Origin of the sequence: Pseudomonas sp. FH4 (assembly GCF_000510915.2) — a bacterium.
In the GTDB taxonomy this organism is placed as follows: Bacteria; Pseudomonadota; Gammaproteobacteria; order Pseudomonadales; family Pseudomonadaceae; genus Aquipseudomonas; species Aquipseudomonas brenneri.
Window position 1 is genome coordinate 84,102 of record NZ_AOHN01000012.1, and the last position, 14,078, is coordinate 98,179.

Annotated in this window: 13 protein-coding genes; 9 read left to right on the plus strand and 4 right to left on the minus strand. The window is 61.2% G+C overall.

Annotated features, from left to right (window positions below):
- Window positions 1-95: 95 nt before the first annotated feature.
- Window positions 96-1,151 (minus strand): biotin synthase BioB, encoded by a 1,056-nt coding sequence (gene bioB / locus H097_RS07315; protein ID WP_029296913.1) that lies wholly within the window; start codon window positions 1,149-1,151, stop codon window positions 96-98.
- Between the two features lie 92 nt (window positions 1,152-1,243).
- On the opposite strand from bioB, the gene H097_RS07320 reads away from it, so the two are divergent.
- From H097_RS07320 to rarD, 4 genes are all read left to right on the plus strand, one after another.
- Window positions 1,244-1,981 (plus strand): ComF family protein, encoded by a 738-nt coding sequence (locus H097_RS07320; RefSeq protein ID WP_032858592.1) that lies wholly within the window; start codon window positions 1,244-1,246, stop codon window positions 1,979-1,981.
- 65 nt (window positions 1,982-2,046) lie between these two features.
- Window positions 2,047-2,811 (plus strand): TOBE domain-containing protein, encoded by a 765-nt coding sequence (locus H097_RS07325; RefSeq protein ID WP_032858594.1) that lies wholly within the window; start codon window positions 2,047-2,049, stop codon window positions 2,809-2,811.
- Between the two features lie 176 nt (window positions 2,812-2,987).
- A complete protein-coding gene (locus tag H097_RS07330; protein ID WP_032858595.1) occupies window positions 2,988-3,962 on the plus strand; it encodes a serine/threonine protein kinase in 975 nt (324 codons plus the stop codon).
- Window positions 3,963-4,171: 209 nt separating this feature from the next.
- Window positions 4,172-5,056, plus strand: a complete 885-nt coding sequence (gene rarD / locus H097_RS07335; protein WP_032858597.1) for an EamA family transporter RarD — start codon at window positions 4,172-4,174, stop codon at window positions 5,054-5,056.
- A 222-nt stretch (window positions 5,057-5,278) separates the two neighbouring features.
- On the opposite strand, the gene H097_RS07340 is transcribed toward rarD, so the two are convergent.
- On the minus strand, window positions 5,279-5,797 hold the full coding sequence (locus tag H097_RS07340; RefSeq protein ID WP_032858599.1) for an ACT domain-containing protein: 519 nt from the start codon (window positions 5,795-5,797) through the stop codon (window positions 5,279-5,281).
- A gap of 533 nt (window positions 5,798-6,330) precedes the next feature.
- On the opposite strand from H097_RS07340, the gene H097_RS07345 reads away from it, so the two are divergent.
- A complete protein-coding gene (locus H097_RS07345; protein ID WP_032858601.1) occupies window positions 6,331-8,508 on the plus strand; it encodes a malate synthase G in 2,178 nt (725 codons plus the stop codon).
- A 66-nt stretch (window positions 8,509-8,574) separates the two neighbouring features.
- Here the strand turns inward: H097_RS07345 and H097_RS07350 are convergent, their stop codons facing one another.
- Window positions 8,575-8,964 (minus strand): hypothetical protein, encoded by a 390-nt coding sequence (locus tag H097_RS07350; protein ID WP_032858602.1) that lies wholly within the window; start codon window positions 8,962-8,964, stop codon window positions 8,575-8,577.
- 129 nt (window positions 8,965-9,093) lie between these two features.
- Window positions 9,094-9,540 (minus strand): response regulator, encoded by a 447-nt coding sequence (locus H097_RS07355; RefSeq protein WP_032858604.1) that lies wholly within the window; start codon window positions 9,538-9,540, stop codon window positions 9,094-9,096.
- Between the two features lie 246 nt (window positions 9,541-9,786).
- Here H097_RS07355 and H097_RS07360 point away from each other — a divergent pair, with 246 nt between their 5' ends.
- From H097_RS07360 to H097_RS07375, 4 genes are all read left to right on the plus strand, one after another.
- Window positions 9,787-11,709 carry a putative nucleotidyltransferase substrate binding domain-containing protein gene (locus tag H097_RS07360; protein WP_032858605.1) on the plus strand — a complete coding sequence of 641 codons (1,923 nt, stop codon included), beginning with the start codon at window positions 9,787-9,789 and terminating at the stop codon, window positions 11,707-11,709.
- Window positions 11,706-12,416 (plus strand): 3'-5' exonuclease, encoded by a 711-nt coding sequence (locus H097_RS07365; RefSeq protein WP_032858606.1) that lies wholly within the window; start codon window positions 11,706-11,708, stop codon window positions 12,414-12,416. The genes H097_RS07360 and H097_RS07365 overlap by 4 nt, the downstream gene beginning before the upstream one ends.
- A gap of 128 nt (window positions 12,417-12,544) precedes the next feature.
- The gene (locus H097_RS07370; protein WP_032858607.1) at window positions 12,545-13,063 is read left to right on the plus strand and encodes an RNA polymerase sigma factor; all 519 of its coding nucleotides are present in this window, start codon (window positions 12,545-12,547) and stop codon (window positions 13,061-13,063) included.
- Window positions 13,060-14,040, plus strand: coding sequence for a FecR family protein (locus H097_RS07375; protein ID WP_032858608.1), 981 nt, complete (start codon window positions 13,060-13,062; stop codon window positions 14,038-14,040). The genes H097_RS07370 and H097_RS07375 overlap by 4 nt, the downstream gene beginning before the upstream one ends.
- Window positions 14,041-14,078 lie beyond the last annotated feature (38 nt).

The window sequence follows — 14,078 nt, forward strand, 5'->3', positions numbered from 1 at the left end:
CTTGCCCGCGATTACGGTGTGTCAGTCAGCTAATGTCTTGACTGACTCTCCCTGATCGCGGGCAAGCCCGCTCCCACATTTGGATGGCGTTTCAATCAGACGACAGCGTTGTAGAACTGCTCGCTGCTCTTCTGCTCGACCAACGCCTGCTCAATCGCCGCCTGGTGGACCTCATCGGCGTGCTCTTCACGGGCTTCCGGCAAGATGCCCAGGCGTGAGAACAGCTGCATGTCCTTGTCCGCCTGCGGGTTGGCGGTGGTCAGCAATTTGTCGCCGTAGAAAATCGAGTTGGCACCGGCAAAGAACGCCAGGGCCTGCATCTGCTCGTTCATCGCTTCACGGCCGGCGGACAGGCGCACATGGGATTGCGGCATCAGGATGCGCGCCACGGCGAGCATGCGGATAAAGTCGAACGGATCGATATCCTCGGCATTCTCCAGCGGCGTACCCGCCACCTTCACCAGCATGTTGATCGGCACCGATTCCGGATGCTCCGGCAGGTTGGCCAACTGGATCAGCAGGTTGGCGCGGTCGTCCAGGGATTCGCCCATGCCGAGGATGCCGCCCGAGCAGATCTTCATCCCCGAATCACGCACATACGCCAGGGTTTGCAGGCGCTCGCTATAGGTGCGGGTGGTGATGATCGAGCCGTAGAACTCCGGCGACGTATCCAGGTTGTGGTTGTAGTAGTCCAGGCCTGCCTGGGCCAGGGCCTCGGTCTGGTCCTGGTCCAGACGACCCAGGGTCATGCAGGTTTCCAGGCCCATGGCCTTCACGCCTTTGACCATCTGCAACACATAGGGCATGTCTTTGGCCGATGGATGCTTCCAGGCGGCGCCCATGCAGAAGCGGGTCGAGCCGATAGCCTTGGCACGTGCCGCCTCTTCGAGGACTTTCTGCACTTCCATCAGCTTTTCTTTTTCCAGGCCGGTGTTGTAGTGGCCCGACTGCGGACAATATTTGCAATCTTCCGGGCAGGCACCGGTCTTGATCGACAGCAACGTGGAAACCTGCACCCGATTGGCATCGAAATGCGCGCGGTGCACGGTCTGCGCCTGGAACAGCAGGTCATTGAACGGCTGGACGAACAGGGCTTTGACTTCGGCCAAAGACCAGTCGTGACGCAAGGTGGCAGTGAGGCTGGCGCTCATGGGCGATTCCTTGTTTATGCTTGGGCAAGCGCTGTGGGAAGGGCAATACCCACAGGCACGACACGGATGCTCGGCATATTTAAGGAAGATTCATGCACTGTCAACCTGACTACAAACACAAGGTTTACATCTGGTTAAAAAGCAATCAAATCTGTTTGATCTGTGATGAAGCCACTGACTCGGCCGCGACGTTGTGCAACGCCTGCGAAATCGACCTGCCGTGGCTGACACAGGGCTGCCAGGTGTGTGCCCTGCCCTTGCCAGCCAGCGGGCTGATCTGCGGCCAATGCCAGCGGTCACCGCCCGCGTTCAACCAAGTGGTGGCGCCGTGGACCTACCACTTTCCCGTGGACAGCCTGATCAGCCGCTTCAAGCACCAGGGCAAATGGCCCCTGGGGCATTTGCTGGCGAGCCTGTTGGGAGAATGCCTGCAACACCGCTTCGACAATGCCGAACTGTCACGGCCCGAGCGCTTGCTGGTGGTGCCGATGGCCACCAAACGCTTGCGCCAACGCGGTTACAACCAGGCCGCCATGCTCGCCCGCTGGCTGAGCCAGGACCTCGACCTGCCCCTGGATGAACAGGCGCTGCTACGCCCCCATGACACCATCGCCCAGCAGCAACTGGACGCCAAGCAGCGCCAGCGCAACCTGCTCAAGGCCTTTGCCCTGGCACCCGGCGCGCGGGTCCAGGGCCAACATCTGGCGCTGGTGGATGATGTGCTGACCACCGGCGCCACCGCCCACAGCCTGGCGCGCTTGCTGATGGACGCCGGCGCGCGCCAGGTCGACGTGTATTGCCTGGCGCGCACACCCAAGCCCGGCACATGACTTGACTCTGGCGACGCCTGCCCGCAACGTCCTGTGCATTCCAAGCCAGTGTGCAGCCGTTCGCCATGCCTTTACCGTCTCTGTTGAGCCAACATATCGTCCGTCGCCCGCAGCGCATCGCCTTGCTGCAACATATCGCCGAACAGGGCTCCATTACCCGCGCCGCGAAAAGCGCCGGTTTAAGCTACAAGGCCGCGTGGGATGCCATCGATGAATTGAACAACCTGGCGCAAAAACCCCTGGTCGAACGCAGCGTCGGCGGTAAGGGCGGCGGCGGTGCGCGGCTCTCGGCAGAGGGTGAGCGGGTGTTGCGCCTGTATCAGCGCCTGCAAACCCTGCAAGCCCAGGTACTGGAGGCCGCTGAAGACGCCAGCGACTTCAACCTGCTGGGCCGCCTGATGCTGCGCACCAGCGCGCGTAACCAATTGCATGGCCAGGTGATCGCCATCGATAGCCATGGCCGTAATGATCGGGTGCGCCTGGAACTGGCCGGTGGCCTGACCCTCGATGCACAGATCACCCATGACAGCACCCTGCGCCTGGAGCTGGAAATTGGCACTGAGGTGGTCGCGCTGATCAAGGCCGGCTGGCTGGAGTTGATCGCGGCGGACCTGGCACCTGAGCCTGGATTTAACTGCATGGGCGGCGTGGTCGAGGCCATTCTTGATGCCGATGATGGTCCCAGTGAGGTGCGCATTGTCTTGCCGAATGGGCTGGTGCTGTGTGCACTGGCGGCGCCCGAGCAGCTCAAGGCGCTGGGGGCGGGTGAAGGCACGCGGGTACAGGTGCAGTTTGCGCCGAGCAATGTGCTGTTGGGCACGCCGGTTTAGGTGATCTTTAGGGCCTCATCGCGGGCAAGCCTGCTCCCACATTTGACCGGTGTACACAGAAACATTGTGGGAGCGGGCTTGCTCGCGAAGGCGATAGTACACACACCACCTATCTCCAGCCCGGTGCGCTACCATACCCGGCCGGACGCGGCGACCTGCTGCGCGCAGGAGTTCGCATGGCCCACCCGTTTGAAACATTGACCCCCGACCTGGTTCTTGACGCTGTCGAAAGCATCGGCTTCCTCAGCGACGCCCGCGTATTGGCGCTCAACAGCTACGAAAACCGCGTCTATCAGGTCGGCATCGAAGACAGCGAACCGCTGATCGCCAAGTTCTACCGGCCCCAGCGCTGGACCAACGAGGCGATCCTCGAAGAACACCGCTTCACCTTCGAACTGGCCGAGTGCGAAGTGCCGGTCGTGGCCCCGATGATCCATAACGGCGAAAGCCTGTTCGAACACGCGGGTTTTCGTTTCACCCTGTTTCCCCGCCGTGGTGGCCGGGCGCCGGAGCCGGGCAATCTTGATCAGTTGTACCGCCTCGGGCAGTTGCTCGGACGCTTGCATGCGGTCGGTGCCACCCGTCCCTTCGAACACCGCGAAGCCCTGGGCGTGAAGAACTTCGGCCATGACTCCCTGAACACCCTGCTCGAAGGCAATTTCATTCCCAAGAGCCTGTTGCCCGCCTACGAGTCCGTAGCCCGCGACCTACTCAAGCGCGTGGAAGACGTGTACAGCGCCACGCCGCACAAGAACATCCGCATGCACGGCGACTGCCACCCCGGCAACATGATGTGCCGCGACGAGATGTTCCATATCGTCGACCTCGACGACTGCCGCATGGGCCCGGCGGTGCAGGATTTGTGGATGATGCTCGCCGGTGATCGCCAGGAATGCCTGGGGCAACTGTCGGAACTGATGGACGGCTACCAGGAGTTCCACGATTTCGACCCTCGCGAGCTGGCGCTGATCGAACCCTTGCGCGCCTTGCGCCTGATGCATTACAGCGCGTGGCTGGCACGGCGCTGGGATGACCCGGCGTTCCCCCACAGCTTCCCGTGGTTTGGCAGCGAGCGGTATTGGGGCGACCAGGTGCTGGCGCTGCGCGAGCAATTGTCGGCGCTTAACGAAGAACCGTTGAAGTTGTTTTAAATGAAATCACGCGCGCTCAGCATGTAGGAGCGTGCTTGTCTCCGGGCGGCGTTCCGACGAAGGTCGTTAACGATAACGCGGGAAACCTGACACCCAGCGGTGCCCTCAGGTTTTTCGCGAGCAAGCTCGCTCCTACAAAAAGCCAACCCATCGATAGACAAATTTCCTTACAATCACGGCTTTGTTAGCTGCCTATGCAAGGATTCTGCATGCAAGCCGCCAACCCGCGTCGCGGGTACATCCTGGGCCTGAGTGCCTACATCATCTGGGGCCTGTTCCCGCTCTACTTCAAAGCCATCGCCAGCGTGCCGGCTGCCGAAATCATCGTCCACCGCGTGCTGTGGTCGGCGCTGTTCGGCGGTTTGCTGTTGCTGGTGTGGAAACACCCCGGCTGGTGGCGTGAACTGCGGGACAACCCCAAGCGTCTGGCGATCCTGGCGCTGAGCGGCTCGTTGATCGCGGGCAACTGGCTGACCTATGTGTGGTCAGTCAACAGTGGGCGCATGCTCGAAGCCAGCCTGGGTTACTACATCAACCCGCTGGTCAACGTGCTGCTGGGCATGCTGATCCTCGGCGAACGCCTGCGCCGCCTGCAATGGGTGGCCGTCGGGCTGGCCGCCGTGGGTGTGGCGCAACAGGTGTGGCAGGTCGGCAGCTTGCCGTGGGTGTCGCTGGTACTGGCGCTGACCTTTGGCTTCTATGGCTTGATCCGCAAGCAGGCGCCGGTCAAGGCGCTGCCGGGGTTGGTGGTGGAAACCTGGATGCTGGTGCCGATTGCCCTAGCGTGGTTGCTGCTCAATCCGACAGCCCACAGCGCGAATATGGCGTTCTGGAGCACCTCCGAGGCCTGGTGGCTGGTAGCCGCAGGCCCGGTGACCTTGATCCCGTTGGTCTGCTTCAACGCCGCTGCGCGGCATTTGCCGTACACCACCCTGGGATTCCTGCAGTACCTGGCGCCGACCCTGGTGCTGCTGCAAGCCGTATTGCTGTTCGGCGAACACATGACCCCCGCCAGCCTGGTGGCGTTCGTGTTTATCTGGGCCGGGCTGGCGGTCTACAGCGTTGATGCATGGCTGAGCCTGCGCAAACGCTGATCAAATAACGTACAAACCCCTGCATGCCACAGCCGGCGTGGCTTGCAGGCTTTCACCCCAAGGTTATCCACAGCCTGATCCCCGGTGTTTGTGCACAAGCCGTTGAAATTGCTCGTTTTTTGCTCAGCGCACGGAGAGCCCCGGCCGGCGTGGCCTGGCGCCGGGTCTCTACAGCTTATCCACAGGCCCATGCAAGATTTCCATGAACAACCCTGTGGACGGTTATTCCTCGCTGCGCAGTTGCAATTCCACCATCAAATCGTCGGCCAGGGTTTCCAGCGCAGCCTGCAACTCATCCAATGCCAGGGTGGAGGGCACCGCCAGCGCAGCTTCGGCGTGAAACAACGGGTCGCTGCTCATTGGCGCCGGACGCACGTCGGTGCTCAGGCGTTCCAGGTTGACTCCTTGCTTGCTCAACAGCGCGGTGATTTCGCGCACGATGCCTGGCCGATCATTGCCCACCAGGGTCATCAGGATCGGCTTGCTCGCGCTCGCCTGCCCGCCACTGCCCTCACCCACCAGCACCCGAATGCCATGGGTGGATAGGTCCTCCAGGGCGCTGACCAATTCGCTGCGGTTTTCCATCGGCACACTGACCCGCAGGATCCCGGCAAATTGCCCGGCCATATGGGCCATGCGGCTTTCCAGCCAGTTGCCACCGCGTTCGGCAATGCAGTGGGCAACACGTTCGACCACACCGGGTTTGTCGGCGGCGATGACGGTGAGTACGAGATGGTCCATGGCAACAGTCCTCTGGTGATGAATACTCGATTATAGGCACCTGCCTGTAGGAGCGAGCTTGCTCGCGAAAATCGCTAGCGATGACGCGGGCATCCTGGATGTACGCGGCGCACTTGAGTTTTTCGCGAGCAAGCTCGCTCCTACAGGGGATTTGGCTAAGCGAAAAACAAATCGTGTACCATTTTTATATTTATCTGGAACAATCCATTAGTTTTTTGAGAACATCCCATACCCCGCTGTGACCGTACAACCAAAGTGGGTCGCTAAACGACGTATTTAGTCTAATTTTCACAACCGCAACTCATCATGTAGTATGCCTCGGCGCGCACTACATAACGTTAGGTCGATGTCTGCCCAGGCGCCGTCGTAACCCCGAACACCCCGTCAGCAAGCCTTGCGCCGTTGATTGGAACCACCCAGCCGCCGTTGATGGCATGTACTGGTGCCTTGGGTTTGTGGTTTAAATGGCCGAAGGCTTCATTGGTAAATTGAAAAGCTGAAAAGCGAATTAGCTCCGCAGAGTGAGGCAAGCAATGACTGAACACGTTCAAGTCGGTGGCCTGCAGGTCGCCAAAGTCCTGTTCGACTTCGTAAACAACGAAGCCATTCCCGGTACCGGCCTGACCGCCGACCAGTTCTGGGCCGGTGCCGACAAGGTCATTCACGACCTGGCACCGAAGAACAAAGCCCTACTCGCCAAACGCGACGATTTCCAAGCGCGGATCGATGCCTGGCACCAGACCCACGCCGGCCAGGCCCATGACGCGGTGGCCTACAAGGCCTTCCTGCAAGATATTGGCTACCTGCTGCCAGAAGCGGCGGACTTCCAGGCGACCACACAAAACGTCGATGACGAAATCGCCCGCATGGCCGGCCCCCAGTTGGTGGTGCCGGTGATGAATGCGCGGTTCGCCCTCAACGCCTCCAATGCCCGCTGGGGCTCGCTGTACGACGCGCTGTATGGCACCGACGCCATCAGCGAAGCCGACGGCGCCGAGAAAGGCCCGGGCTACAACAAGGTGCGTGGCGACAAGGTCATCGCCTTCGCCCGCGCCTTCCTCGACGAAGCCGCACCGCTTACCGCCGGCAGCCACGTTGACTCCACCGGCTACAAGATTGTCGATGGCAAGCTGATTGTCAGCCTCAAGGGCGGCAGCAACAGCGGCCTGCGCGACGATGCGCAACTGATCGGCTACCAGGGCGATGCGGCCCAGCCAATCGCGATCCTCCTGAAAAACCACGGCTTGCATTTCGAAATCCAGATCGACGCCAGCACCCCGGTCGGCCAGACCGACGCCGCCGGCGTCAAAGACATCCTGATGGAAGCCGCGCTGACCACCATCATGGACTGCGAAGACTCCGTCGCCGCCGTCGATGCCGACGACAAAGTGGTGATCTACCGTAACTGGCTCGGCCTGATGAAGGGCGACCTGGCCGAAGAAGTGGCCAAGGGCGGCAAGACTTTCACCCGCACCATGAATGCCGACCGCAGCTACACCGGCATCGACGGCAATGCCGTGACCTTGCATGGTCGCTCGCTGCTGTTCGTGCGTAACGTTGGCCACCTGATGACCATCGACGCGATCCTCGACGCCCAGGGCAATGAAGTGCCCGAAGGCATCCTCGACGGTCTGATCACCAGCCTGGCAGCGGTCCATAGCCTCAATGGCAACAACAGCCGCAAGAACAGCCGCACGGGCTCGGTGTATATCGTCAAGCCGAAGATGCACGGCCCGGAAGAAGCCGCGTTTACCAACGAGCTGTTCGGCCGTATCGAAGAGGTACTGACCCTGCCGCGCAACACGCTCAAGGTCGGGATCATGGACGAGGAGCGCCGCACCACGGTCAACCTCAAGGCCTGCATCAAGGCGGCCAGCGAGCGCGTGGTGTTTATCAACACCGGCTTCCTCGACCGTACCGGCGACGAAATCCACACCTCCATGGAAGCCGGCGCGATGGTGCGCAAGGCCGCGATGAAGGCGGAAAAATGGATCAGCGCCTACGAAAACTGGAACGTCGATATTGGCTTGAGTACCGGCCTGCAAGGTCGTGCGCAAATCGGTAAAGGCATGTGGGCGATGCCCGACCTGATGGCTGCCATGCTGGAGCAGAAGATCGCGCACCCACTGGCCGGCGCCAACACCGCTTGGGTCCCATCACCTACCGCCGCGGCGCTGCACGCACTGCATTACCACAAGGTCGACGTATTTGCCCGCCAGGCCGAACTGGCCAAGCGCGAGCGTGCTTCGGTGGACGACATCCTGACCATTCCCCTGGCGCAGAATACCGACTGGTCCGAGGAAGAAATCCGCAACGAACTGGACAACAACGCCCAGGGCATCCTCGGTTACGTGGTGCGCTGGATCGACCAGGGCGTGGGTTGCTCGAAAGTGCCGGATATCAACGATGTGGGCCTGATGGAAGACCGCGCCACCCTGCGTATCTCCAGCCAGCACATCGCCAACTGGCTGCGCCATGGCGTGGTCAGCCAAACCCAGGTCATGGAAAGCCTCAAGCGCATGGCGCCGGTGGTGGATCGGCAGAATGCCGGGGATGCGCTGTACCGTCCGTTGGCTCCGGATTTTGACAGCAATATCGCGTTTCAAGCCGCGATTGAGCTGGTGATTGAAGGGACCCAGCAGCCCAATGGTTATACCGAGCCGGTGTTGCATCGCAGGCGTAGGGAGTTCAAGGCCAGGAATGGCCTGTAACTGACAACTGAAATAAAGAAGCCCCGGCCATATGGCCGGGGCTTTTTATATAGCGTGTAGAAAGATTTAACTGACAATAATGACGTAGGTCCCCGAAAGCAGAGCCTGAGCCCCAGCCCCAGAACCCGTTCCGTCAACTTTTACACCGGTCAATGTGCCCATATGCACGTTACCGACAACCTTCACCTGGATGGTGCCTGCAACCGGGTGTGTAAAGGTGCGCCCAGCAGGGTCCAGATAATCTATCTGAAATTGCGTATGCGTTAAATTGTGAGTCCCCTGTCCCAGGGACTGGCCATAGTCAATCTCCAGGTGCGTGGTATCACTGCTAGCGACCAGCTTGACCCCAGACGAACTGCCAGAAAATTGATTCGGGAAAAAGCCTTGATCTTGCCCATCGATACGCACCGAGATGTTTGCTTCGACCGTGGTGGTGCTATTACATACATTACTCATGGTGAACTCCTGTTCGCAGCATTGAGGGGCGCCGATCCCAAGCCAGCACCCTCCCAACGATTAAACAGGCCCCCCTCAAAACGCCGATACTGTGAAATCTGACAGTCCCGACCAACGGCCCAACCCCGCCTACTGCGCCATCCCCAACTCGCGCTTGACCATCTTCGCCAACTTCACGCTATCAATCGGCTTGAGCAGAAAGTCCACCACGCTCAAGTGCATCGCATCAATCACATCCGGTGCCTCGGCATCCCCGGACATGATGATGATCGGCAACGCCGCCCGGGTGGACTCGCGCACCCGTCGGATCAATTCCAGGCCGTTGCTGGGAGCCATGCGCAGATCGGTGATCAATAACCCGATGGACGTGTTGGAGTTGAGGAGCTGCCACGCCGCCTCGCCACTGTCCGCCGTCATGCAACGAATGCCGTCCAGCCCAAGGATTTCGGCCAGTAATTCACGGGCGTCTTTATCGTCATCAACGATCAGCACCCGTTGCGGCGGTAGATCAGGCTCCAGCATCACGGCGCTCAGCGCCTCGCGCTCGGCATCACTCAAAATATCTTGGTCGGGCATAGGTTTCTCGGCAGTTCAACTCAATCTCCCAGCACAGAAGTCAGACATCACCGGAAGGGCGAACAATGTGCACTTCGTCGGATAGTTTTCCTAGTGGGCGTTCTACGGGTCTGGACGATATTCATGTAAGGTTTTTCCTTAGTCATTGAAGGCCTTATAGCTACCTAGACTTACGTCCAATGGGCACCCGTCGCGTGGGGGTCGACCATGAGGCACGATAACGACAAAAAAACTGCGGTCATGGTTATGAGTAAAGCTGATGCTTTCACCCAGGCAGGGAAAACTGCGGTGTTGCAGAACATTCACGGCACCCTGCAATTCCTGCAACGGTTCCCGCCCTTCAACCAGATGGAAAACGCCCACCTGGCGTTTCTGGTGGAGCAGTGCCAATTGCGCTTCTACGGCCCCGGCGAGAGCATCCTCAAGCCGTCGGCAGGCCCGGTGGAGCACTTCTATATCGTCAAGCAGGGGCGTGTGGTTGGCGAACGCCCGGACTCGGCCGAAACCACCTTCGAAATCACCACCGGAGAATGCTTCCCCCTGGCCGCCCTGCTGGGGGAACGGGCCACCCGCACGGAGCACAAGGCCGCCGAAGACACCTTTTGCCTGCAACTGAACAAGCCGGCGTTTATCAAGCTGTTTGCCCTCTCCGGACCGTTCCGCGATTTTTCCTTGCGCGGGGTCAGCAGCCTGTTGGATCAGGTCAACCAGCAAGTCCAGCAAAAAGCCGTAGAAAATCTTGGCACCCAGTATTCATTGAATACCCGCCTGGGCGAGTTGGCCATGCGCCACCCGGTGACGTGCAGCCCGCTGACGCCGCTGCGTGAAGCGGTCACATTGATGCATGAGCAGCAGGTCGGCAGCATCGTGGTGGTGGATGAGCACAAGACGCCCCTGGGGATTTTCACCCTGCGCGACCTGCGTCATGTGGTGGCCGACGGCATCAGCGATTTCACCCAGGCCATCGAGCGCCATATGACCCAGGCGCCGTTCTTTTTAAGCCCCGATCACAGCGCCTTCGACGCGGCGATTGCCATGACCGAACGGCACATCGCCCATGTGTGCCTGGTCAAGGACCGGCGCCTGTGCGGCGTGGTGTCCGAGCGCGATCTGTTCTCCCTGCAACGGGTCGACCTGGTGCACCTGGCGCGCACCATCCGCAATGCGCCACGGGTGGAGAACCTGGTGGCGATTCGCGGGGAGATCGGCCAATTGGTCGAACGCATGCTGGCCCACGGTGCGTCGTCCACCCAGATCACTCAGATTATTACGTTGCTCAACGATCACACGGTGTGCCGGGTGATCGAGTTGACCCTCGCCGAGAAAGGCGACCCCGGCGTGCCCTTCAGTTGGCTGTGTTTCGGCAGCGAAGGCCGCCGCGAGCAGACGCTGCATACCGACCAGGACAACGGCATTCTGTTCGACGCCAGGGACGCCGCCCACGCCGCCGAGATTCGCGGCCTGCTGTTGCCGCTGGCGCAGCAGATCAATCAGAGCCTGGCGCTGTGCGGCTTTACCCTGTGCAAGGGCAATATCATGGCCGGCAACCCCGAGCTGTGCCTGTCCCGTGCCGAATGGGCCCGGCGCTTTGCGGCGTTTATCCGCGAGGCGACGCCGGAGAACCTGCTCAAATCCAGTATCTACTTCGACCTGCGGGTGGTCTGGGGCGATGAACAGGGCTGTGAGCAATTGCGCCAGGACCTGCTTGAGCAGGTCGCGGACAATCGCCTGTTCCAACGGATGATGGCCGAGAACGCCTTGCGCCAGCGCCCGCCGGTGGGGCGTTTCCGTGATTTCGTGCTGACGCGCAAAGGCGCGGACAAGGCCACGCTCGACCTCAAGGTGCAGGGTTTGACACCCTTCGTCGATGGCGCCCGCCTGCTGGCCCTGGCCAATGGGATCGCCGCCAACAACACTCTGGAACGCTTGCAGCAACTGGTGGACAAGGAGGTGATCGAACGCCTGGACGGCGCAGCCTACGAAGAGGCCTACCACTTTATCCAGCAAACCCGCATGCAGCAGCACCAGTTGCAGACCCGCGAGAACCAGCCGTATTCCAACCGGGTCGATCCCGACAGCCTCAACCACCTGGATCGGCGCATCCTGCGTGAATCCTTGCGCCAGGCCCAGCGCCTGCAAAGCAGCCTGGCCCTGAGGTATCAGCTGTGAGCCTGTTCAGTTGGCTGCGCCCTTCCCGTCCGGGACTGGATGAGCATCAACAAGCACGCCTGCAGCAATTGCCAGCAGCGCCCGCAGTGCTCGGCGAAACGACCCTGCGCGACCAGCGCTGGGTCGTCCTGGACCTGGAAACCAGCGGCCTGAACCTCAATCGCGATCAGGTACTGTCGATTGGCGCGGTGGTGATCGAAGACGGTGCCGTCGATTTTTCCCAGCAGTTCGAGCGCACCCTGCAACGGGCGCAAACCAAACTCAGCCCCAGCGTACTGATCCACGGCCTCGGCCCCAGTGCGATCGCCGCTGGTTGCGAACCAGCCGAGGCGTTGCTGGACTTCATGGACTTTGTCGGCGACAGCCCACTGTTGGCGTTCCATGCACCGTTCGACCAACACATGCTCGGCCGCGCGCTCAAGGACAGCCTGGGTTATCGCCTGGCCCATCCATTCCTCGACGTGGCGGACCTGGCGCCGCTGCTGTGCCCGCAAGCGCATATCCGCGAAGCCGGCCTGGATGACTGGATCGCCCACTTCAACCTGCAGGTCGGTGAGCGCCATCACGCCAGCGCCGATGCCCTGGCCACCGCTGAGTTGATGTTGATTCTGTTCAGCCGTGCCCGCCAGCAAGGGCTGGACAGCCCCGCTGCGTTGCAGCAACGCCTGAACCAGTGGAAACGTCGCAAGCAAGCCCCTTCCTTCTAAACACCGCAACCGGCTCCTGCAATGGGTTGTGGTGCCATCACCCGACCAACGCCAATTGCGCCCATTCCGCGCCTCTGCCACAATCGCGAATAATTCTCGTTAGTTTAAACTTCTCGATTGGTGATGCCTTGTCGTCAGCCCAAAGTCCCCACAGTGAGCTTGTTGGCACGTTGTACCGTGACCATCGCGGCTGGCTGCTGGCATGGCTGCGGCGCAACGTGGCCTGCCCCAGTCGGGCCGAAGACCTGAGCCAGGACACCTTCATGCGCCTGCTGGGCCGTGAAGAACTGCGTGCGCCCCGTGAACCGCGGGCGTTCCTGGTGGCCGTCGCCAAGGGCCTGCTGTTTGACTATTTCCGCCGCGCCGCGCTGGAACAGGCCTACCTCAGCGAACTGATGCTGATCCCGGAAAGCGAACACCCGTCCCCGGAAGAACAGCACCTGATCCTCGAAGACCTCAAGGCCATCGACCGTCTGCTGGGCAAGCTCTCCAGCAAGGCTCGCGCCGCCTTCCTCTACAACCGCCTGGATGGCCTGGGCCACGCCGAAATTGCCCAGCGCCTGGGGGTTTCCGTGCCACGGGTGCGGCAGTATCTGGCCCAGGGGATTCGCCAGTGCTACATCGCACTGTATGGCGAGCCGCTGTGAGTCAGATCAGTTCAAAACCGGTTTCTGCGCGAGTGCTGGATGCCGCGATTGCCTGGCAACTGTCCCTGGATTCCGGGGATGGCAGCGCCGTGGAGCATGAAGAATTCAATAAATGGCTGGCCAGCAACGAAGAACATGCTCGCGCCTGGCGCCAACTGGGCATGCTCGATCAGCGCTTTTGCGTGGCCAGCGGCCCGGCGCGGGCGGCGCTGCTGCAATCGCGTGAAAGTATCCGGCGACGGGTGCGCAAGCTCGGCAGTGGCCTGGCCAGTGTGGTGCTGGTCTGCGGCCTGGCGCTGTTCGCCGGCCAGCGCTACGTGCCCATCAACTATTGGCTGGCCGACCAACGCACCGCCACCGGCGAACAACGCACGCTGAAACTGGCGGATGGCACGCTGATCAACCTCAACACCCACAGCGCCATTGACGTGCGCTTTGACGAAAAGCGCCGGGTGATTGTGCTGCAGGACGGCGAGATCCTCGTCGAGACCGGTCACAACGATGCACGCCCCTTTGTCGTCGAGACCCGCGACGGCAGCCTGCGCGCCCTGGGCACGCGGTTTATCGTCAAACGCGAGGACAACGGTACGCGGCTCAGCGTTTTGCAGTCGGCCGTGGCAGCGCAGCCTGAGGCGTTGCAGCAGGAGCAGGTGTTCAAGCAAGGCCAGCAGGTCCTGATGCGCCATGACGGCCTCGGTCCACTGCTGACGGTCACTCCCGGCTCCGATGCCTGGACCCGCGGCATGCTGGTGGTCGACAACGCGCGGCTGGGGGATGTGGTCGAAGAACTCGGCCGCTACCGCAGCGGCTACCTGGGTGTGGATAAAAACGTGGCCGACCTGCGCATCACCGGCAGCTTTCCGCTGCAGGACACCGACCTGGCCTTGAATGCGCTGCTGCCGACCTTGCCAGTGCAGATCCAGCAGCGTACGCCGTGGTGGGTGACGGTAGTGCCAAAGGTCGCGGGTAACCCTTAGGGCCCTATCGCAGGCAAGCCTGCGATAGGGCTCTGCCC